The organism is Pedobacter nototheniae, from assembly GCF_032678625.1.
In the GTDB taxonomy this organism is placed as follows: domain Bacteria; phylum Bacteroidota; class Bacteroidia; order Sphingobacteriales; family Sphingobacteriaceae; genus Pedobacter; species Pedobacter nototheniae_A.
In genome coordinates this window covers 832,419-855,050 of the sequence record NZ_JAVTSO010000001.1, presented here as the reverse complement: position 1 = coordinate 855,050, position 22,632 = coordinate 832,419, and the positions used below count along the sequence as shown (strand labels likewise).

16 protein-coding genes are annotated in these 22,632 nt (G+C 38.0%); 7 read left to right on the top strand and 9 right to left on the bottom strand.

All coding sequences use genetic code 11. The annotated features are described in order from the left end of the window. Positions 1 to 918: 918 nt before the first annotated feature. Complete coding sequence (gene ybeY, locus R2Q77_RS03910) at positions 919 to 1,356, bottom strand: rRNA maturation RNase YbeY (RefSeq protein ID WP_316802395.1); 438 nt, start codon at positions 1,354 to 1,356, stop codon at positions 919 to 921. A gap of 160 nt (positions 1,357 to 1,516) precedes the next feature. Then, the gene (locus R2Q77_RS03905; RefSeq protein ID WP_316802394.1) at positions 1,517 to 4,831 is read right to left on the bottom strand and encodes a DUF4175 family protein; all 3,315 of its coding nucleotides are present in this window, start codon (positions 4,829 to 4,831) and stop codon (positions 1,517 to 1,519) included. A 216-nt stretch (positions 4,832 to 5,047) separates the two neighbouring features. On the opposite strand from R2Q77_RS03905, the gene R2Q77_RS03900 reads away from it, so the two are divergent. Continuing rightward, a complete protein-coding gene (locus tag R2Q77_RS03900) occupies positions 5,048 to 6,523 on the top strand; it encodes a family 16 glycosylhydrolase (RefSeq protein WP_316802393.1) in 1,476 nt (491 codons plus the stop codon). A 158-nt stretch (positions 6,524 to 6,681) separates the two neighbouring features. Continuing rightward, the gene (locus R2Q77_RS03895; protein WP_316802392.1) at positions 6,682 to 9,057 is read left to right on the top strand and encodes a phosphocholine-specific phospholipase C; all 2,376 of its coding nucleotides are present in this window, start codon (positions 6,682 to 6,684) and stop codon (positions 9,055 to 9,057) included. Positions 9,058 to 9,116: 59 nt separating this feature from the next. On the opposite strand, the gene R2Q77_RS03890 is transcribed toward R2Q77_RS03895, so the two are convergent. The 5 genes from R2Q77_RS03890 to R2Q77_RS03870 all read right to left on the bottom strand — a co-directional run bounded on the left by R2Q77_RS03890 (position 9,117) and on the right by R2Q77_RS03870 (position 12,945). Continuing rightward, entirely contained in the window at positions 9,117 to 9,344 is a 228-nt protein-coding gene (locus tag R2Q77_RS03890; RefSeq protein ID WP_316802391.1) for a hypothetical protein, read from the bottom strand. Between the two features lie 203 nt (positions 9,345 to 9,547). Next, positions 9,548 to 10,117, bottom strand: coding sequence for a DUF2911 domain-containing protein (locus tag R2Q77_RS03885; RefSeq protein ID WP_316802390.1), 570 nt, complete (start codon positions 10,115 to 10,117; stop codon positions 9,548 to 9,550). A 71-nt stretch (positions 10,118 to 10,188) separates the two neighbouring features. Further along, on the bottom strand, positions 10,189 to 10,374 hold the full coding sequence (locus R2Q77_RS03880) for a hypothetical protein (protein ID WP_316802389.1): 186 nt from the start codon (positions 10,372 to 10,374) through the stop codon (positions 10,189 to 10,191). A 61-nt stretch (positions 10,375 to 10,435) separates the two neighbouring features. Continuing rightward, positions 10,436 to 11,152 carry a polysaccharide deacetylase family protein gene (locus tag R2Q77_RS03875; protein WP_316802388.1) on the bottom strand — a complete coding sequence of 239 codons (717 nt, stop codon included), beginning with the start codon at positions 11,150 to 11,152 and terminating at the stop codon, positions 10,436 to 10,438. 5 nt (positions 11,153 to 11,157) lie between these two features. After that, positions 11,158 to 12,945, bottom strand: coding sequence for a glycoside hydrolase family 9 protein (locus tag R2Q77_RS03870; RefSeq protein WP_316802387.1), 1,788 nt, complete (start codon positions 12,943 to 12,945; stop codon positions 11,158 to 11,160). 116 nt (positions 12,946 to 13,061) lie between these two features. Here R2Q77_RS03870 and R2Q77_RS03865 point away from each other — a divergent pair, with 116 nt between their 5' ends. From R2Q77_RS03865 to R2Q77_RS03845, 5 genes are all read left to right on the top strand, one after another. Next, entirely contained in the window at positions 13,062 to 13,688 is a 627-nt protein-coding gene (locus R2Q77_RS03865; RefSeq protein WP_316802386.1) for a TetR/AcrR family transcriptional regulator, read from the top strand. After that, positions 13,685 to 15,004 (top strand): TolC family protein, encoded by a 1,320-nt coding sequence (locus tag R2Q77_RS03860; protein ID WP_316802385.1) that lies wholly within the window; start codon positions 13,685 to 13,687, stop codon positions 15,002 to 15,004. Before R2Q77_RS03865 ends, R2Q77_RS03860 begins: the two co-directional genes overlap by 4 nt. Positions 15,005 to 15,012: 8 nt before the next feature. Continuing rightward, a complete protein-coding gene (locus tag R2Q77_RS03855; RefSeq protein WP_316802384.1) occupies positions 15,013 to 16,092 on the top strand; it encodes an HlyD family secretion protein in 1,080 nt (359 codons plus the stop codon). Positions 16,093 to 16,100: 8 nt separating this feature from the next. After that, positions 16,101 to 17,648 carry a DHA2 family efflux MFS transporter permease subunit gene (locus R2Q77_RS03850; protein ID WP_316802383.1) on the top strand — a complete coding sequence of 516 codons (1,548 nt, stop codon included), beginning with the start codon at positions 16,101 to 16,103 and terminating at the stop codon, positions 17,646 to 17,648. A 261-nt stretch (positions 17,649 to 17,909) separates the two neighbouring features. Then, a complete protein-coding gene (locus R2Q77_RS03845) occupies positions 17,910 to 20,495 on the top strand; it encodes a phosphoenolpyruvate carboxylase (protein ID WP_316802382.1) in 2,586 nt (861 codons plus the stop codon). A gap of 76 nt (positions 20,496 to 20,571) precedes the next feature. On the opposite strand, the gene R2Q77_RS03840 is transcribed toward R2Q77_RS03845, so the two are convergent. Beyond that, a complete protein-coding gene (locus R2Q77_RS03840; RefSeq protein WP_316802381.1) occupies positions 20,572 to 21,576 on the bottom strand; it encodes an aldo/keto reductase in 1,005 nt (334 codons plus the stop codon). Positions 21,577 to 21,671: 95 nt separating this feature from the next. Continuing rightward, positions 21,672 to 22,568, bottom strand: a complete 897-nt coding sequence (locus R2Q77_RS03835) for a helix-turn-helix transcriptional regulator (RefSeq protein WP_316802380.1) — start codon at positions 22,566 to 22,568, stop codon at positions 21,672 to 21,674. Between the last annotated feature and the right edge of the window lie 64 nt (positions 22,569 to 22,632).

The following is a 22,632-nucleotide window of genomic DNA, read 5'->3' as shown; positions in this document are numbered from 1 at the left end:
GGAATATGCAGCGGGCGTTGGGAGGTGAAAAGGCCTAAGCCTCATATTGCCGGGATCGGAATTCTGATGCTGCTATTCAAGGAAGGGTGCAAGCCTTGACTTTTGGATACCTTTTTGTTAAGAAAAAGGTACGAAGCCTGTCTGGCTAAGACAATTATTCTGCTGACCGCGGGGCTTGTTTTCTTTTTGACAGCAAAAAGAAACAAAAACTGCCGGCTCGCAATCTTTCTTTCAAAGTTAGTGGTGAGGCTTTTTCAGTGCCATCCGAAACATTGACCATGCCGGTTTAAAAGCTGAACGGAGAAATAGTAGTTAGGCCTTGTTGGGTGGTCATGCTAAACCAGCTTTAATTTTCTACTGCTTTAACCCAAGCACGCCATCGGCATAGCAGCATTTCGTAGGAGAGCATATTAGAATTCTTGAATAAACTTTAATGTTTCTAATAACCAAGGGAATATGCAGCGGGCGTTGGGAGGTGAAAAGGCCTAAGCCTCATATTGCCGGGATTGGAATTCTGATGCTGCTATTCAAGGAAGGGTGCAAGCCTTGACTTTTGGGTACCTTTTTGTTAAGAAAAAGGTACAAAGCCCGTCTGGCTAAGACAATACTATTTATCCGCTGGCCGCGGGGGCTTGTTTTCTTTTTGACAGCAAAAAGAAACAAAAACTGCCGGCTTGCAATCTTTCTTTTAAAGTTACTGGTTAAGCTTTTTCAGTGCCAACCGAAACATTGACCATGCTGGCTTAAAAGCTGAACGAAGAAATGGGGGTTTGGACTTGTTGGGTGTTAATTGCAAATTTACATCAAGATCAATAGGCAGACCTGCTTGCCGTGATGTCATCTAAGACATTGATCATGCGGGAAATTTGTTAAGCAAGCGTGATGCGCCTCTGTAATAGGAAAAATGGATCAGAACGCTTATATCAGCCCAAATTCGGCTCTTAAAGCAAGGTATTGATCCTCTTTTTGAGTCATTAAAGTTTTTGCCGCTTTTCCTTTATCCTTAAAACCCAGCAGATGTAATGTTCCATGAATCATGATGCGGCAAACCTCATCAAACTCGTCGGTTTTAAAAGTTTTGGCATTTTCCTTTACACGTTCAATGCTAATGAAGATATCGCTTACAATCAGTTTTTCTTCTTCAGCGTTATCGAAAGTAATAATATCCGTATAGGTATCGTGGTTTAAGTATTGTTGATTTATGCCCAGCAAATATTCGTCGCTACAGAAAATAAAATTGAGTTCCTGTAATTTATAGCCTTCCTTTTCTATTGAAGCTTTAAGCCACTTTCTGATTTTAATTTTTTGAGGCAGATTGTAGCTGATTTCTTCCGGGAAAAACTGTATTGCAGGCATAATTTTATAATTTATGATGCAAATTTAGCAAATATAATTTTGTCCTATTTAAACATGCGGTACTGAAATCAAATTACAATACGAACTTCTATGACGATTCGATTTACAGGTTTTTTTTAAAAGACACTAAAATAAATCCAGGGTAACGCACATGGCAGATTTATTGCCTTATATTCAAAGACTTTAAATACTCGGCAATTTTATTTTTGTAATAATAATTTAAAGATGGTGGGAGTTTTTGCAGCATATCTGTTCCGTTTTGTTGCTGTTTTTTATACTCATCAATCATTTTTTGATAAGCAGGAGGGAACTCTTTGGCTGCTTTACTTTCTCTCTTACTGTCTTCGTCCTGATCGCGCTCTGCTTTTTCGGCATCTAAAAGTTTAGTTAACAGTTCTTTCTGGCGCTGCATGGTTTCCTGTTGTAAACGCTTATTCACCAAATCAGATTCTGTTTGTTTCATTTCCTTAATCGCCTCGTTCAGGTTGCCCATTTTACCCGTGCCGTCTTTATTATCTTCTCTGTTTATTTTTTCAAGCGCCTGTCTGATCATTTGCTGTTGCTGTGCCATTTTTCCAAACTCCTTACTCATTTCGCCTTTTCCTACAGTGCCCTGGTTACCAGGTTTTTGCATTTGCTCCCTGGCTTTCTGCATGCTTTTATTTAGCTGGTCCTGCATTTGCGAAAGCTGTTTCATTCCTTGCTTTTGTTTGCCTTTTCCACCCTTGGAGTTTTTGGACATATTTTGCAACTGATTTAAAGCTTCGCTCAGCATTAACGTTAAATTGTTGATCGAAGTCATGGTAAATTGCTGATAACGATTGGCCTCCGGGGTTCTTCTTTCGCCCAAACTTTCTAAACTTTTATCGAGGTTGAAGTTTATTTTATTCATCTCCTCGTTAACGGTTGATTCTATCTGCGGAACCCTTTTACTTAACGCATACAAACTATCGGCAATGGTTTTAAGGTTGTCTTTAATGTTACGTTGTTTTTGAACGTTGCCAATGTAAGAAGGATCGGCAGATGTCATTTTTTTTAGCGTTAACATAACCTTTTCTTGCTCAAATGAAGTATTTAAAAGGTTTTCGAGTAGGCGACGTAATTCTTTAGCGTTCAGGTTGTTTTCCATTTCTTCACCTTGCTGCTGCATGTCACTCATCTTTTTGGAAAGTTTTTCCATTTGCTCTGCCGCCTTTTGCTGTTTTTGACTGGCCTCTTTTGAGTCCTTTTTATCTAAGGCATCTTTACTGTCCTGTTGTTCTTTCTGAATATCCTGCATATCCTTTTCAGGATTCTCGAATGGGTTTGGGCGCTCTAAACCCTCATTCTTTTTCTCCAGGTCTTTAATGTCCTTTTTAAGGTCGTTAAGTTCTTTATTTAAAGCATCCTGTTTTTCTTTTAAAGTATTGTTATCCTGTTTTTTATCTTTGGTTTGCTCGCTTAACTCTTTTTGTTGTTTCGCCAGTTCATTCAGCCTGTCAATATCATTCTGAAGATTTTGCTCAAATTCAAGTTGTTTGTAGAGCTCTAAAATACGGTCTAATTCATTTTTAAGCGTTTTATTGTCCAGCTGCATTTTCGAAAGCTCGTTTTTGGTCTGATCTTTATTGCGCTCATTCATCAAATTTTGAAGTTTTTGCAATAAGTCTTTAGTTTTCTCATCTAAAACATTGTCAAACAAATCTTTAATCTGTTTTTGTTTTTCTAAGAGGTCTTCATTTTGTTGTTGATCTTCTTGTTTTTGCTGCCCATTCTTCTCATTTAAATCTTTGATTTCTTTAACAGCTTCTTCAAGTTGTTTTTGTTTATCGAGCAATTGCTCAATTTGCTTTTTATCCTCAAAAGAGATTTGTTTTTTATCAATCAAACTTTCGGCAACTTTTTTACTTTCCTTTTCTATGGTAGAGGCAAGGCGGATGGCAGATTGCATTTTTTGCTTTAAGGCCTGGTTGCTTGCATTTATTTGCTCGGCTGTTTCTTTTTTGCTCGGCTGTTTAAAGGTTTTAATTTCCGAACGGGTAATTTTTGCGCCATTTACGGCATCATTATCGGCCACTTCAAAATAATATTCCAGGCTTTGGCCAGGTTTTAATGCAGCCGATTTTAGATCCCAGAAATAGAAAAACCGATTTTCAGGGATATTGCTTTTTATAGGAATGTTTTTGGTTACGGTACCAATAATTTTGTTGTTCTCTTTAATGTTGTATTTAAAGCTTAAACGGCTAAAACCATAATCATCGGTAACCTGACCTGAAAAGTATAACATTTTATTACTCGCTGAATCGGGTTTTTCTTCTACAGAAATTTCGGGCGATTGATCTTTTATAACTGTAATCTGGTGAGAGAGAGAATCACTAAGGGTTATAAACTCATTTTTGGGTGTAATGCTGTATTTAGCGTTCGTTTTTAAGGTAGCATTAAACCCAGATTCGTTATTCTTTACCGTTAAAAGATGCTCCGTTCCATTAAAGGTAAACAACAGGCCATTGCTTTTAGCTGTTTTAAAATTCCAGGTTACTTTTGTTCCTTCCGGTAAAAGCATATCACCTACATTGGAAATTTCTTCATTATTTTTGCCCAGGTAAGTCGGATAATTTAAGGTTGCGGTAACATTTAGCAATTCGGGGCGCGGTTTTACCGCAATACTAAAGGTAGAAGAGCTAAAACCACCGCCTTTGAAAACTAATTTTTTATCGTTCTGAATGTTTTTTATCAGGTAGTTAAACTGGTTGATGTTTATTTTTTCGAGTTTGTACGTGTTTTTTCCATCTTCAACATAAATCTCCTGAGGTAATTCGTTGCCCGATAATTTCAAATTGAGCACTAAATCATCACCCTGCGTAACTGTTAATTTCTTGTTTAATAAGCTAAAATTAAATGGTGCCTTAGGTGCAATGTATTCATTGTACTTAAAAAAGCTGTTGGTACCTTCCTTTAAAATGGCTGGAGCGATGATGCCGATAATCAGAATAATTGAAAGTGGGATAAACAGATACTTCAGGTATTTACGGTTGTCGTTAATTCTAACAGCGGTGTAAAAAGGAACCGGTTTTAATTCTAATATTTTCTGGTCAATACTGGCTAAAATCAGTTGATTATTTTCAGGTAATTTCTCTGCTTGTTGGTGTAATTGTAATGTATTAAGCAATTTATCTTTTATATCCGCAAAATGATTTCCAATAATAACAGAGGCTTCGTCAAAAGAAAGGTGTTTCCCTAATTTTAGCATGGCCATTAGGGGTTTCACAATTAAAATACAAATAAGAAAAGCACCAACTAAAAGATAAGTAAAAAAGATAAAGGTTTTTAAGCCCGCACCCGGATGAAGGTAGTATAAACTAAGGAAAACGAGCAGGTATAAAGCCAATAAGATTGCAGCTACGTAAATGCTTCCCCGTAAAATCTTATTTAAATAAAACTTTCGGATAAACTCATCTATCTTTTTAATCAGCTCGTTATAGTTATTGCCAGCCATATTTGTAAATGTAAAAATATATGGACTGGATAAAAAGAAAAAATAATAAATAACGGCAAAAGCCTTTGACGGAAATAATAATGCTGCGTTGGTGTATATTTACGTTAATGTAACAACATCATAAAGTTAACTTCTGATTTACATAAATAGTCTATTTTTGGATTTATTGAAATGATCCCAAATACGATGAAATCTTTTTCTACTCTTTTATTAATCATGATGGTAACATCAGCATCTTTTGCCCAAAAATTTAACTGGAATAAAAACCAGGTTATTGCCCACCGCGGAGCCTGGAAAAAAAATAACTTTCCGCAAAATTCAATCGCCTCTTTAAATGAAGCGGTTAAAATTGGTTGCTATGGTTCTGAATTTGATGTATGGATGACATCAGACCAGGTTTTGGTTGTAAACCACGATCCTGAATTTCAGGGTTTAACGATAGAAAAAGTAACCTATGCCGATTTGCTGACCAAAACAATGTCTAACGGGGAAAAAATTCCAACTTTAGAAAGCTATCTCCTTGCAGGAAAAAAGCAAACCACCACCAAACTTATTTTAGAAATAAAGCCCTCCTTAATTAGTAAAGCCCGTGGTATTGATGTAACCAATAAATCAATAGAAATGGTTCAAAAACTGAAAGCCGTTGATTGGGTAGAATACATCAGTTTCGATTATGATTATTGTAAACGGGTATTGGAGCTATTGCCAAAGGCTAAAGTTGCTTACTTAAATGGCGATAAAACAGTCGAGCAATTAAAGGCAGATCAGTTAACCGGAGCTGATTATTATTATAGTGTTTACCAGAAAGATAACTGGATTGAAAATGCCCAGAAATTAGGTTTAACTGTAAATGCGTGGACGGTTAATACAGTTCCTGAAATGCAATGGCTTTTGGCGCATCGTGTAGAATACATTACCACTAATGAACCCGAATTGCTTTTCGAAGAAATAAAAAAAGCACCTATAGCCTTAGGCTGGAAGCTTAAATGGGCAGATGAGTTTAACGATAAAGGTTTGCCGCTGACTAAAAACTGGAATTATGACATCGGCGGAAATGGTTGGGGAAATAACGAATTGCAGTATTACACTGAAGCAGATACCACTAACGCGGTTGTTAAAAAAGGTAACCTGAACATTATAGCCGTTAAAGCAGATAAAGAAAAGAACCATTATACTTCTGCTCGTTTGGTGAGTAAAAATAAATTCGATTTTAAATACGGCCGTGTAGAAGTAAGGGCAATTTTACCCAAAGGAAGAGGCCTGTGGCCTGCAATATGGATGCTGCCAACGGATTGGAAATATGGAAACTGGCCAAAAAGTGGAGAAATAGACATTATGGAGCATGTTGGTTTTGATCCTGATACCGTTTACGGTAGTGTGCATACCGAGAAATTTAACCATGTTATCCATACCCAGGTAACTAAAGGGATTAAAATGGAAAATCTTTACACGGCTTACCATGTTTATGCCGTAGAATGGTTTAAGGATAAAATAGATTTCTATGTAGACGATCAAAAATTTTTAACCTTTAAAAATTCGGGCAAAGGTGCTGGAGAATGGCCGTTTGATCAAAACTTCCACGTCATTTTAAACCTGGCTGTAGGTGGTAACTGGGGTGGAATGAAGGGAATTGATGAATCTGTATATCCTGCCACCATGAAAGTAGATTATGTAAGGGTATACCAGAAATAGAACAGGATACAATATAAGGTGGATTATGATTTCATCTTATATTTTGCATTATAATTTCTGCGTCGAATGGTCAATTGAATTTGCATCAATCTCATTACATCTTTTTAAATTAACAGGCTTTGTCTAAATTGCAATATCTAAGCTATATTGTATAAATTATGGACTCACGTAGAGAATTTTTAAAAAAGGCAGCATTATTTGCCGGTGCTACGGGTATGGCCAATGCCTTGCCCAGCTCAGTACTCAAAGCCATGTCAATCAATCCCGAACCCGGGAGCACATTTTACGATGCGGAACACATTGTATTTTTAATGCAGGAAAACCGATCATTCGACCATATGTTTGGTGCAATGAAAGGCGTAAGGGGTTTTAATGACCCGCATCCGCATATCCAACCCGATGGAAATAAAGTTTGGCTGCAAAAAGATTTGGCGGGCTACACGTATGCGCCTTTTCATGTAGACATTAATAAAACCAAAATTACCTGGCAAGGTGGTTTGCCACATTCGTGGAACGATCAGGTTGCGGCCAGAAATGGCGGCCGTTATGATAAATGGTTACCTGTTAAATCGCCAATGACATTAGCGCATTATGATAGAAATGATATTCCTTTCTATTACGCCATGGCAGATGCTTTTACGGTGTGTGATCAACATTTTTGCTCTTCTTTAACCGGAACAACACCAAACCGATTATTTTTCTTTACAGGAACGATCAGGGGCGAAAAAAGCGAAAATAAAATAGCCGTAGTTAATAACGACCAGGCAGAATCGCAAAATAATGTATTTGTAGACTGGCCTACCTTTCAGGAAACGCTGGAAGATAATGGAATTGACTGGAGGGTTTACCAAAACGAACTCTGGACATCCAAGCTTCCCGAGGGCGAGATTGATGATTGGTTAGGGAATTATGGTGATAATCCGCTGGAATACGTGAGCAGGCATAATGTTAAATTATCTGCTTATTTCAGGAAAAACGGAGACAACACTGTTAAACCTGCTTTAAGTGCTAAAGAAGTTCAGGCCAAATACGACAAGCTTTCCCGGAAGGAAAAAAATCTGATTGATAAAGCTTTCCAAACCAATATCGACCAGGCTGATTATTTAGAGCTTGCACCGTTTACTTTTACAAATGATAAAGGCGAACCGGAAACTATAAACATACCAAAAGGCGATATTTTTCACCAATTCAGAAAAGATGTAGACAGCGGAAAACTTCCTCCGGTATCCTGGCTGGTTGCTCCGCAACGTTTTTCAGATCATACCAGCTCGCCACTATATGGAACCTGGTATGTAAGCGAAGCTTTGGATATTTTAACTAAAAACCCGGAAGTTTGGAAGAAAACCATTTTCGTTTTAACCTATGATGAAAATGATGGATATTTTGATCATCAGCCACCGTTTGTCGTGCCAAATCCTAATGATCCGTCGAGCGGAAAAGTATCGCCGGGTATTAATTATGCAACTGATTTTGAAGCCCGAAAGGGTAGCCCGATTGGAATGGGCTATCGTGTGCCAATGGTTATTGCCTCGCCCTGGAGTAAAGGTGGTTTTGTAAATTCGCAGGTTTTAGACCATACCTCTTCATTGATGTTTATGGAAAAATGGCTAACCAAAAAAACAGGTAAAACAGTAAAAAGCAATAACATTAGTGATTGGAGAAGGGCTATTTCAGGCGATTTAACTTCAGTTTTCAGGCCTTACAATGGTGAAGCGATAAAATCTCCCGAACCCTTAAAGCGTGAGGTTGTGGTTACCAATATTGGTAACGCTAAAAATAAACCCGCCCAGGTTGGCCCAACGGCATTAAACCGGAACGAAGTGGCTAAAATCAACAAAAACGAAGGTTTTTCGGTACAAACATCAGCACATATGCCGAAACAGGAAAAAGGTGCCAAGCCGGCCTGCGCTTTACCATACCACTTAACGATTGATGCAGAAATAATAAATAATGAGGTTGAGCTTACTTTCAAATCTATAAAAACCTTATTTGGCAGCGAGACAGAAACCATTGGAGCGCCATTTAATATGAGTACGGTTTCGAAATTTAAAGGCGTTGAAGGAAAAGTATGGGCTTATGCGGTTAAAGCAGGCGATGTAATAAAAGATAAAATTAGCCTGGATGATTTTGATAATAACCTATACGATTTCTCGGTAACAGGGCCTAACGGTTTTTACAGATTATTTAAAGGAGATAAAAAGAGCGGCCATTTAAGCATCAAGGCTTTTCCGGAGCAAAACGGACTGGTTACAAAAAAGTTAACCGGTAGCCTTGTTTTTTCTTTCGAAAATAAAGGTTCTCTACCCGTTACATTACAGGTTGTAGACAATAAATACAAGGCAACGAGCCAAAATGTAGTCGTAAAGCCAAAATCGACTACAATGGTGGTGCTTAATGTAGCTAAAAATGGCAACTGGTACGATTTCAGTATTCTGCAAACGGGTAATACCTTATTTAAACACCGTTATGCCGGAAAAATAGAAACCGGAGAAATAACAACTACAGATCCGTTTATGGCTGGCGAAATAACTTAAAAAATTAAAGCCCTTAGCATTTCTAAGGGCTTTAATTTTTATATACAATGATGGAGGTACTAATTTAAAGGTTTTGGTGTTCCACAATCTGCACCAGATCCGCCATCAGCACCCGATTCTAAACCTGGTATTGAACCATCAGCACAATAGGTTGTACAAGAGTGGTTTGATTTTACATTGCCAATGTAGCAAAAACAGCTACAGCCTGCAGGTGGTATTTTACCACCACCCATTACGTTTTTAAGCGCCGCTCGCGATAATTTTTGGGATTCTTTTAAATTTTTCATGGTTTTGTTTTTTAAGTTAGGTTGTTATTAAAACGATTTGGTTAAAAGCCATACTATTTAAATTATAGTATTCGCTCAAACCAAATATACAAAACCACTTAGTAATTAGTTCCTTACAACTGATTAATGTTACAAAGCATACCCATGCAGGCACGGGGTAAAGCCCATAACCTTACATAGAGGAAGAATCGATGCTCGAAGTTTTAGAATAATATTGGAAGTTCAACCTGTGTTTTGTCCCACCCAGCAATCAGGTTAGCACCTTTATCTGTTTTAACAAAAGTTAAAGAGAAAAATTCTATTGGCTTGGTTAAAGTTTTAACGGGTAGCTCTACACGGACAACATCCTTAGATTGGTCATAACTAAAAGCACCCCATTTATCTGTTTGTTTATTGATAATAATAAACCATTTATCCTTATCCGGAATGGCGAATAAGCTATAAGTACCGGCCTTTATTTTTTTGCCTCCAATACTTACTTTTTCGAAAAATTTAATTTCTGTATTTTCATTGGCTCCAAAACGCCAAACTTTACCGTATTGCTCCAGAACACCAAAAATTTCACGTCCTTTTTTTTGTGGACGTGAATAGATAACCTTTATTACAGGTTTGGAAAGATCTTCGCTTTTAGCCTTTGGTGCATTTAGCGGAAAGTAAAGAATGTCTGCAGGACTTGGGTCGGCTGCAGCAAATTTAACTTCGTCTTTTGTGGCTTCCTGAGCCTTTAATCCAAAACATAAAAAAGCGAAAACAACAATTAAGATATTCCTCATCTGCTGCGAAATTATTTTTATAAAATGATGAAATAGAGGGGTAAACAGCCTCTGATTTGAAATACTAAGAATTAGTATTTTCTGCCTTTTACAATGGCGTTTAAAAATAAGCCTGCTGATAACAAACCTAATATAGCACCTAAGAAAGCAAAAATATAACTCTGAGTAATGATTACTGCGGTTAAAACACCGAAGATTAAACCCAAAGCATAATAAAGCCAGTTAAAATTGTTGCTGCTGTTTTCTTGTACACTCATGTTTTTTATTATTTGGAGGCAAAGTTAATATTTATTTTAAATTTTAATTTGAGATAATAATTTAATCCTTTAATAAATGATCAATTCTGACCAATTCATAATCATTCTCTTTTAAATAGTTAATTAATTCAGGAAGTCTCCTGTAAAATTTATCTGTTCTCCTGGGGTCTGTACCAATATGTAATAACAAAATAAATCCGTTTAAACCATTTGGTTTTGATTCGTTGTATTTAACGATAGATTGAAAAATTTCATCACTGCTGCGGTAAGATTTTCCCATTTCAGGGTAGGTGTAGTCGGCGTTTGACCGGGTTCCTGGTGTAAAATTAACCAGTTTTAAGTTGGCCTTTGCTGTCCAAGAAGCAATTGTTTTATTGTACCACTCATACGGGGGCAGAAAAAATCTGGCCGAGGTTCTGTTTATCCCAAAGGAAGCCATTACTTTATAATTTGTGTTTAAATCCTTTTCAAATTCCTGTGGGGTAACTAAAAGGCTATCCCGGTTATTCCAATCACAATACAACAAATGCTGGTCGGAATGAGGGCCTAAATAATGACCATCTTTCTTCAATGTTATAATTAAGTTTTTGAAATGGGTATTTCGATAAAAATTTCCGGTTAAAAAGAAAGAAGCCTTTATGTTTTCGGCTAACAGGGCTTTTTTAATTAAATCTGCTCCATCAGCAAATTCATCACCTGTAAAAACCAAGGCAATTTTTTTCTTTAAAGAATCGCCGCGAATGGTGGCACCTAAACTAACGGTTTCGCCCCCTCGCACCGGGGCTAATACTTTTTTGGCTTGGATTGCGCCTCCTTTGCCGCCAATAAATAAATTAACGAAGCAGTTCCATCCATCGTTGGCTCGTTGGTGCTGTAATCCCCATAGTCATCATGGTAAACAGCCAAGTTGCTTTGAAATGGGGCATATTCATCTGCATCAGATAATTTTATGCCAATCAACCCTTTGTAAATGTTCGTATAAACCGGGCCATCAACCAAGCCACCATCTATAGGATAATTTTTTAAATGGGTAAATGCCGAATGTGGATCAATCGGAGTATCGCCCCAGCTGGGTAGGCCATAAACCATGCTCGTTCCCCAGGGATTGCAGCCCAATATCCAGTCAAAATTTGCCTGTTCCAGTTCAGCGAAGGTATCGCTTGCTGTTAAGTCTGCATACCAATTACATTGCATGGCAAAGGCAACCGTTAAATTGTTGCTGCACCAAACAAAAGGAACACCACGATAAAAAGCATTTTCTTTTGCCCTGTTCCATACTTGCTCAATGCCTTGTTTATAATAATCAGTAATTTTATTTTTCTCTTTGCCCCGCAGTTGTTTCGCCAGTTCGTAGTGGCCCAGGTTAATAAATGGGTAGTACTGATAATGCGCAGCGGTATCCTTCAACATCCAGGGCGTTGTTTTTTCCATTTCAGCGTATTTTAAAGCCTTATCTTTTTTAAAACCTAAAGCTGCCGCCAGTTCCATATCGTCTACCCAGTTGTCTTCGGCGTATATGTATGGCGATTTAACCGAAACCGTTTGGGTAACGCCAGGTTTTTGTAAAGCAAAATCCCAGGCCGTTTTTGCTTTTTGATTAAGCAGCTGAGCATATCTGCGGTCTTGATCTTTAAATAAAACAGCACCTAAATTAAATGCGCTGCTAAATTTAGCGGCAGTAGAACTGGTACCGGTGGTGTTGTTCAAAAACTTTCCTCTTTGTTGTGGCTCGCCTGTTATAAAATACAGCGGGCGCTCAAAGCCTTTCCCATATTGGTTATCTTCTTTCGGAATCCGCATGGCCAAGTGGTCGCGGTCATCGGCCAGTTGGTTAAACATGATGTTCTTTTCAGGGTGCATTTTAAGGAGCCAGTCGAGGCCCCATTTTGCCTCATCCAAAACATCTGCAATTCCGTTTTTTCCATCCAGGCCATTTGCTTGTTTTTCATCTCCAAATACCTGCGGAAAATCGCGGTAAGCCATTAATAAATGATAAGCAGCATTGGCAGATGTTGTGCTGTATTGCAGGTAATCACTGGCATCGTGCCAGCCACCCGAAGCATTAAAATGTGTACTGTCTTTTAGGCCGGCTTTTTGCCCGTATAAAACAAAGCCATCATGCGTATGGCAGCTGTCTTTCAAATAAGGGTTAAAGCCACTGCGTTGCTGGCGCATATAGCGCAGGCAAAAATCTGCCGCACCTTTATAAACATCATCATTTATTAACAGGAGTGGAGATAAAACACCATTGGCCCTGATGTAGAACTGGCCTTTTAATTCGAAATCAGAAAAATTTAAACGGGCTGTTTCGGTAAACGGACCGTATGCACCAAAAATCTTAATATTTGTTGATGCATACACCACTTTTGAGCCCTCTTTTTCAATAATTTCAAAACGAGTTGGGCTTTCGCCGGTTTTACTTGCCCAAACGGCAACCTTAACCGATTGGGTGGGGTAGCCTAATAAATTTATCCTGATCCAGCTTTGAGCTTCCTTTTTTTGGGCACTAAAGGACGAAAACAGGAGCAGTGAAAATATAAAAGCCAAAAAGGTCAAGCGGTCAATTCTCATAAGCAGGAAAGATTATTTACATCAAACTTAGGGTTTTATCAAGGAAATGTAAAAGATGTATATAAACATTTGGTAATTAATCAATCGTTTGATTAATTTTGTGTCGTCAAAAAGAAATGAAAACAGAAAAGATAGATAAAAAACAAGCCATTCTTGAAGCAGCTGAAAAGTTGTTTTGCGAAACGGGGTATGAAGGTACCTCTACTCGCCAGATTGCGAAAGAATCTGGAGCAAATATGGCAATGATTAACTACTATTTCGGTTCTAAGGAAGGTGTTTTTGTAGAGATTATGAACGACCGTATTGCGGGCTTTGCATCTCAGTTAAAAATCATCAATGAAGATAAAATTTCATCATTAGAGAAACTGCACAAAGTTATTGAGGGTTATGTAAACAGAATTCTTAATAATCCGGCATTTCATAAAATGATGCACAGGGAATTATCTTTAACTCAAAGGCCGGAAATGTACGATAAGATTAAAGATGCCATGAGCCAGAACATGCAGCTTATAGATCGAATAATAACAGATGGTATTGAGGATGGCAGCTTTAACAAAGTTGATGTTAGGATGGTAATTGCCACCATTATGGGCACCGTTACCAATATCGTTATTGCGCCAAATAAAGTAATGCCCTGCTCTCACTTCGATCTGAATAATCCGAAAGATAAAAAAATGATCAAAGAGCGGGCAATAACTCATTTACAAGATTTAACAACAGTTTATTTAACAACAAAAAGATGATACCCAAATCAATTAGATTAATGCTTGCGGCATCATTAATTCCTGCAGCTTTATTTGCACAAAGCACGAAGGAATTAAACATCAACCAGGCAATAGAACTTGGCATAGCCAATAGTAAAAATTTAAAACTCTCTCAAAACAAAATAGACCAGGCTGTTGCCCAGCTGGCGATTGTAAAAGACAATGCTTTGCCAACAGCAAATGCAAGTTTTATGTATAACCACGCTGAAATTCCGACCAGTACTTTTACTTTGCCAGGAGGAGGGTCATCATTACAATTGCCTAAAAGAGCAGATGCTTTTGTAGGTACGGCTGCAGTGCAGGAATTGGTTTACGGAGGTGGTAAATTAAGATATGCCAAAGAATCAACCAAATTATTGGCTGATGTAGCGCGTTTAGATGCCGATAAAAGCAAGGAAGAAATTACCTATGCTGTAATTAACACTTATTATAATTTATATAAAGTGTTGCAAAGCAAAAAAGTTGTTAATCAAAATTTAGAATCAATAGCGGCCCAAATTAAACAGGCGCAGCGCTTTTTTGATCAGGGGATTGTAACTAAAAACGATGTTCTTCGTTTTCAACTGCAACAGGCAAATGTTTCGTTAACCGAAATGGATATCGAAAGTAACCGTAAGATTATTAATTATAACCTGGATATTTTGCTGGGCTTGCCAGAGGATACTGAAGTTAAAATTGCAGATCCGGATGGAGGGTTAAAAGTAGCCGGCGCATTAAACGATTATATTGGTGTGGCAATGGCAAACCGCCAGGAACTGAAACAGCTTGATGTGCAAAATAAGGTGGCTGATTTTAATATCAAAACGATAAAAGCCAATACTTTACCTACGGTAGGTGTGGGTGCAAATTTATATTACATTAACCCAAGCGGTAATTTTATTCCGCCGGTAAATCAATACCTGCTTCCGGTTACTTTAGGCGCAACAGTTAGCTGGAACATCGGCAGCATTTGGACCAATAGAAATAAAGTTTCAGAAGCTAAAATTCAGCAAAGCGAAATTACCATTCAGAAAGATATATTATCCGATCAGGTAAAAACCGACATTAATAAAAATTACCAAAACTATCAGGTTGCCATTGATAAGATTAAAGTTTTAGAAACTTCCATCGCACAGGCAACTGAAAATGATAAATTATTGGCCTCAAAATATAAAAATAATGTGGCTTCTGTAACCGATCGTATCGATGCAGAAACTTTATTATACCAGGCAAAAATAAACTTAGAAATAGCTAAAGCCGACGCAGGTTTGGCTTACTATACATTACTAAAATCAACAGGAAAAATAACGCAATAAATACGGCAATGACAACTGAAAAGAAAAAAAAGAACTTAGTAGTACCCATCATTTTAGGTGTTTTACTAATAATAGGTGTGGTATTTGGTATCACAGAGTGGAATTATTATAGCAAACACGTAGATACGGATGATGCGCAGATTGATGGAGATATCAGTCCTGTTGTTGCCCGTGTTGGCGGTTATGTAAAGGATATTAATTTTGAAGAAAATACCCATGTAGCCGAAGGGCAGGTTTTAGTTAAGCTTGATGACAACGATTACAAAGTAAAATTAGAACAGGCGCAATCTGGTCAAAAAGGTGCCAGTGCTGGAGTTGGCGTTGCAGAATCGCAGATTGCGGCTACCCAAGCCAATACCGGAACAGCAAAAGCAAACGTTGATGCAGCAAAATCAAATGTTCAGGCTGCAACGGTTAAAGTAAATTTAGCACAGAAAGATTATAATCGTTATGAAAACCTGGTTAAAGATGGCTCGATAACACAACAGGCTTTCGATCAGGCAAAGGCGAATAAAGAATCAGCAGAAGCGGCAAAACAATCTGCTTTGGCAGCTTATCAGGCCGCACAGGATCAATACAATGCTGCGGTTAAACAAGTAGGTACCACTCAATCGCAACTGGCAGTAAGCAGCAATGTAATCAGTCAACGCCAGAGTGATATTGATTTTGCTAAACTTCAGTTATCTTATACAGATATTAAAGCACCGGCTTCGGGTATTGTTTCTAAAAAGAATGTTCAAAAAGGACAATTGGTTCAGGCTGGTCAATCATTATTCTCTATCGTAAATGATGGAAGTATTTATGTAACAGCAAACTTTAAAGAAACCCAATTGGAAAAAATCAAAACAGGATCTAAGGTAGAAATTGAAGTTGATGCTTATCCAAATGAAAAAATTGAAGGCGAAGTATATAATTTCTCTCCAATTACTGGTGCAAAAGGATCTTTATTACCTCCTGATAATGCTACTGGTAACTTTGTTAAAGTTGTTCAGCGTGTTCCTGTTAAAATCAGAATTCATCCGTCAAAAGAGTTATTGGCAAAGTTACGTCCAGGAATGAGCGTTAAAGCATCAGTATCTACTAAATAAAAATTAAAATGGCCGAAGTAGGTTTAAAAAAGTGGGTTATTACTTTTACGGTAATCACAGCTTCATTATTGGAGTTGATTGATACAACAATCGTAAACGTAGCAATTCCACAAATACAAGGAAACCTGGGCGCTACATTGGAGGATGTTGCCTGGCTTTCTACAGGCTATGCGGTAGCAAACGTTATCGTATTGCCCATGTCTGGCTGGCTGGGAAACCGGTTCGGCAGGAAAAATTATTTCCTTACCTCCATTATTGTTTTTACACTCGTTTCTTTTTTATGCGGTAACGCTACATCATTAAACGAGTTAATTTTATTCCGGATTATACAGGGCCTTGCCGGTGGTGGTTTAATATCAACCGCACAAGCCATTTTAATTGAAACCTGGCCACGTGAAGATGTGGGTATTGCAACAGCCTTATTTGGTTTGGGTGCAGTTGTGGGACCTACTGTTGGGCCAACCATTGGTGGATATATTTTGGATATCAGCTCCTGGCCGTGGATATTTTATGTAAATATTCCCGTCGGAATACTCGCCGCCTACTGTACATATACCTTTGTGCGGGCTACCCCGAAAGAAGGGCAGGGTCAACCTGTCGATTGGTGGGGAATTGCATTACTGGCAATTGCAGTAGGTAGTTTACAAACGGTGTTAGAAAAAGGAGAGAGCGAAGATTGGTTTGCAACGCCATATATTACAGCTTTGGCAGCGGCTTCGGTTTTTGGTTTATTACTTTTCATATGGAGAGAAACAACCACAGATCACCCAATTGTGAACTTTAAAATTATGCGCCACAGAAGTTTCTCTGTGGGTATGTTTACCTCTTTTATCCTGGGGTTTGGTTTGTATGGTTCAGTATTCGTGTTTCCCGTTTTTTGTCAAAACCTGTTGGGCTTCTCGGCTTTACAAACCGGAGAGCTTTTATTCCCCGGTGGTTTATGTACCATTGTTATGATGCCATTTATTGGTATTATGCTTAAAAAGGGAATTCCGGCTCAGTTTATGGCAACCATAGGAATGTTTTTGTTCTTCGTTTTTTGCTGGATGTTGAGCAATTCTACCCTGCAATCGGGAACGGGTGATTTCTTTTTACCTTTGGTTATCCGCGGTGTTGGTATGGCTTTACTGTTTGTACCTTTAACAACATTGGCCATTCAGGATTTGAAAGGCCCCGAAATTGGTCAGGGTTCAGGCTTAAACAACATGATGCGTCAACTGGGTGGATCGTTTGGTATTGCAGCTTTAACAACTTTAATCCACATTCGCTCAGGTTTTCACAGAAGTAACCTTTTAACTAATGTTAATGATTATAACCCTGCTTTTGTAGAGCGTTTTAATATTTTAATTAAAGGATTTATGGCAAAAGGGCAAGGTTTTATGGATGCAAAAATCATGGCGGCAAAAGCCATGGAAGGAATTGTAACCAGACAAACGATGCTATTAACTTATGATGATGCTTATTGGGTGGCAGGATTAATTATGCTATTCTCAATCCCTCTGCTATATCTTCAAAAGTTTAAGAAAAATGTAGAGATTCCTGCCGATGTACATTAAGTTGGCAACAAAAAGCCTTTAAAATTGGCAATAAATAAAAACAGCCGGTCTATTTTATTAGATCGGCTGTTTTAACCCAAAAAATTAACAATCAATGCAATGCCCTTAAACATTGCAAATGTTCTTATTCAAGTATCAAATACCCAAATAAGATTCTAAAATTAAAATTTATTCTACAATTATCCAAATTGTTGGCCCGTTAATTTTCATAGTTTAAGCATTTTTTGTAGTATTACCATATACAAAACTATTGATTAAGCTATGCCTAAACTTCGTTTAACAACTCAGCGGGAATCCATTTTTAACAATGAGGTCATCTCAAAATTTGAGCTTTTTAACAGTCTTTTTCTAACCCTTCCATTTTACAAGATTAAGGATACAGGAACCTTATTGCCTTTGTTTTTTAAGAGTTGCGAAGAAGGAATTAAGCAAAACCAGAAACCTGCCCAAATAATTGAAGAGTTTTTTGCGAAATACACCAGCTATAAAGAAAATACCGATATTGTTGATTTGCTGTTCCGTTTTATTCAATATATCGAGCGTCAGGTGGTTCTTTTTGATGCGGTTGAAGATGCTTCTTTTACCAAGCTAAACACAACTGATGAGCAAAGTACACTTTCTTTTATCCTTAAAAAAAATGTGGATAATAAAACGGCCCTGGCTAAAATAGAAAAGCTTATTGACGAGCTTTCGTTGCGCCTGGTATTAACCGCGCACCCTACGCAGTTTTATCCTGGCAGCGTTTTAGCCATTATTACCGATTTAACTTCGGCAATAAGAGACAACAACATTACGGCCATGAACTCGCTTTTACAGCAATTGGGTAAAACACCGTTTTTCAATAAAAAATCACCTACACCCGTGGATGAGGCTTTAAATTTAGCCTGGTTTTTAGAAAACACCTTTTATTTTGCTGCGGCTAATATCCAGGAAGAAATAGATCAGAACCTGGATGAATATAATTTAGAAACCAAGAAAATTTTAGAACTGGGGTTTTGGCCTGGTGGCGATAGAGATGGCAACCCAAATATCCATGCCGATACCACCCTGGAAGTTTCTAAAATGCTACGTCAAATCCTTTTCCGTTGTTATTACCGCGATTTCAGGGTAATTAAACGCCGCATTACCTTTAGGGGAGTTGAAGAAAATATTGCCATTTTACACGATGTGCTTTATAAAAATGCTTTTGATCAAACCTGCGAAATCGAAGATATTTCTGACGCACTAAGGGAAAATTTAAATAAAATTAAGGATACTCTACTCGTAGAACACGATGGCTTATTTGTAGACCTGGTAAATGATTTGATCAGAAAGGTTGATTTATATGGCAATTACTTCGCTTCACTTGATATTCGCCAGGATAGCCGCGTATTGCGCAACGTTCATGCCTATTGCAGGCAAAATAAACCCATTTCTTCACTGTACCCTGCTGATTACGATCAGCTGTCAGAAGATGAAAAAATTAAAATTATTTCGTTTAAAGAAGCCAGCATTAATTATGCAACAGAATCTGATGACCTGATTGAAGATACCATCCAGACAATAAAAGAAATTAAAGGCATTCAAAAACGCAATGGTGAAAAAGCCTGCCACAGGTTCATCATCAGCAATTGCCAGCAAGCCACTGATATTCTGCAGCTGGTAGAATTATTTCTTTGGAACGGTTGGAGCAAAGATAATTTGACCATTGATTTTGTACCTCTTTTCGAAACCGTAACGGATTTAAAAGGGGCTGCTAAAATCATGGATACCCTATATAGCAATCCGTTTTATAAAGCACATTTAGCCAATAGGGGAAACAAGCAGCACATTATGCTTGGCTATTCTGACAGTACAAAAGATGGCGGATATTTGATGGCCAACTGGTCTATATTTAACGGAAAAACCTCCTTAACGGCTATATCTGAAAAACACAATATTCAGCTGGCATTTTTTGATGGGCGTGGCGGACCACCTGCACGTGGCGGTGGTAAAACACATCGTTTTTATGCTTCCATGGGGAAAGAAATTGCCAATAAAAACATGCAGTTAACCGTACAGGGGCAAACCATTAGTTCTCAGTATGGCTCAGTGGAAAGTGCCGAATTTAACATCGAGCAATTGATTAACGCGGGGCTTACTTCGGGCCTAAAAGAAAAACACAATATCCTTTTGGATGAGGAAAATAAAACTCTTTTAGATGAAATGGCCGAAGACAGTTACAAAGCCTTTGTTGATTTACGCGAACATCCGCTTTTTGTAAGTTACCTGGAAAAACTATCTCCTTTAAAATTATTGTCGCAGGTAAACATCAGCAGCAGACCGGTAAAAAGAAATGGCGGTGGCGAAATGAAACTGGAAGATTTAAGGGCCATTAGCTTTGTAACTGCCTGGAGCATGTTAAAGCAAAATGTACCGGGTTTTTATGGCATGGGTACATCTTTAAAAAACCAGGAAAAGGCGGGCAACTGGAGTAAAGTGGTTAAAGTTTATCAGGATTCTGATTACTTAAAAACCATCGTAGATAATTGTATGATGAGCATGAGTAAATCAGACTTTACCATTACGGCCCATTTGGCGGGCGACAAGGAGTTTGGTGCTTTTTGGACTCAATTACATGATGAGTTTGAATTAGCGAAGGAGATGCTCTTAAAATTATCAGGACAGCCAACTTTAATGGCGAATTATCCTGTAGATAAAAAATCTATAGCAACCCGCGAAAAAATTATTCTTCCGCTGGTTTTGATTCAGCATTTTGCTTTGGAGAAATTACAGCACGATCATAACGAGAAAGAGCAGCATGCTTTAGAGAAGCTGGCCGTTAGAACGGTATTTGGTATTGTGAATGCGGGCAGAAATTTAGCCTAATTTAATGTAGTCGTTCTTCAGAAAGATAGAATAATAAAAGGGCCGGAATTAATTCCGGCCCTTTTACATTTGAAATCTATTTATTAACCATTTTTAAAGCCCCTTCGCTATATCTTGCGCCAGTGTTTGGAAACTGCTTTAAAAGATTGTCAATGGTTTTAAAATCATCTGCTGATAAATTAACATTCAGCGCACCAACATTTTCTTCCAGGTATTTTCTTTTTTTAGTCCCTGGAATCGGAATAATATCATCACCCTGGCCTAATACCCACGCAAGGGCCAATTGAGCAGGGGTACAGCTTTTATCTTTTGCTATGGTTGCAAAGCCCTCAACCAGTTTTTGGTTATTATCGGCATACGCCTCCTGATAGCGTGGTAAGGTTCTTCTAAAATCCGTTTCGGCCAAATCAGCTACATTGGTAAAAGTATTGGTTACTAACCCGCGGGCTAATGGGCTGTAAGGAATTAAGCTAATGCCAAGTTCTCTAATGGTTGATAAAATTTCGCCTTCCACATCTCTGCTTAAAAGAGAATACTCACTTTGCAAAGCTGCAATAGGGTGTACAGCATGTGCTTTCCTAATTGAAGCAGGCGAAGCCTCAGACAAACCTAAGTGCCTAACCTTGCCTTCTTTTACCAATTCGGCCATTGCACCAACCATATCTTCAACGGGCACATTAGGGTCTATTCTATGCGCATAATAAAGATCAATGGTGTCAATTTTAAGCCTTTTCAGGCTTTTTTCTACAGCAGTTTTAACATAAGCCGGAGAGCCATCAAAATACGTATTGGCAGAGTTGCTCGGGCTGGCTTCGTCGCCTTTAAATCTAAAACCAAATTTGGTAGCAATAAAAATTTTGTCTCGGTTCGGAACTAATACCTTTGATATAAGGGCTTCATTATCGCCATTTGCATACATATCGGCTGTATCCCAAAAATTTACACCTAAATCCAACGCTTTATGCAATGTAGCGATAGACTCATCATCGTCCGTAGGGCCATAAGCGAAACTCATACCCATGCAACCTAAACCTAATGCCGAAAGTTGCTCTTCTGTTTTACCTAATTTTCTATATTTCATAATTGTAGAATTTCTTTGTTTTTGTTTAAACAAATTTACAGCGCAGCCAGAAGAAAGGTATTAAGCTAATCCAACCAAAAACTATAAAAATCAAACTATTGCACTCTAAAAGTGCTTGGTGTAATTAAGGCATGTTTTTTAAAAAAATTATTAAAATATGCAGGGTATTCAAAACCCAGGCAATTCGCTATTTCCGATACATTCCAGTCGGTATGTTTAAGCAATGCTTTAGCTTCGGCCATAATTCTATCTGCAATATGTAAGCCTGTTGTTTTGCCCGTAATCTGTTTTACCGCCCGGTTTAAATGATTTACATGTACCGATAATTTGAGGGCAAAATCGTTTGGCGTTTTCAGTGGTAAATAGTGTTTTGGTGTATCTATCGGAAATTGTCGTTCTAAAAGCTCCAGGAAAAGATTAGTAATTCTTGAAGTTGCATTGGGGTGTTTAAAATAGTTTTGCGCGGGCTGCATTTTCAAAGCTTCGTGGATGAGCAAATGCACGTAAGACCTGAGTAACTCCGTTTTGTGCAAATATTCGGTTTCAATTTCCTGCATCATCGATTCGTAAATGGAACATACTTTTTCCTGCTGTTTTTCATCCAGGAAAAACACAGGGTCGCTGCCCACTTTAAAAAGAGGTGATTCTAAAACACTACTCTGATGGCTTTCGGTATGGATAAAACCCTCAGTAAATAAACAAAAGTAACCGCTTTGATCTTCTGAAGCTGGTTCCCACGAATAAGGAATCATAGGGTTGGAAAACATCAGGGCAGGCCGATCGATTTTTATACCTTTATTGGCATAGTAAAGTGTTCCTTCGCCTATTACCAACGAGATTTTATAGAAATCGCGGCGATTATAAGCCGTTGCAGAGGTACCACAGTTATAGTTGCGTGGTTGTACATTAAATTGCTGCGGCTTATAGCTGGCGCCTAATGAATAACCCGGTGCAATGCGATTGTAGAACTCTTCTATGGTTTCTGTCTTCATACCTTAAAGTTATAAAAATCAAACCATATTATCTTTATAGATCTGCAGGGGCTGCTCTTGTTTT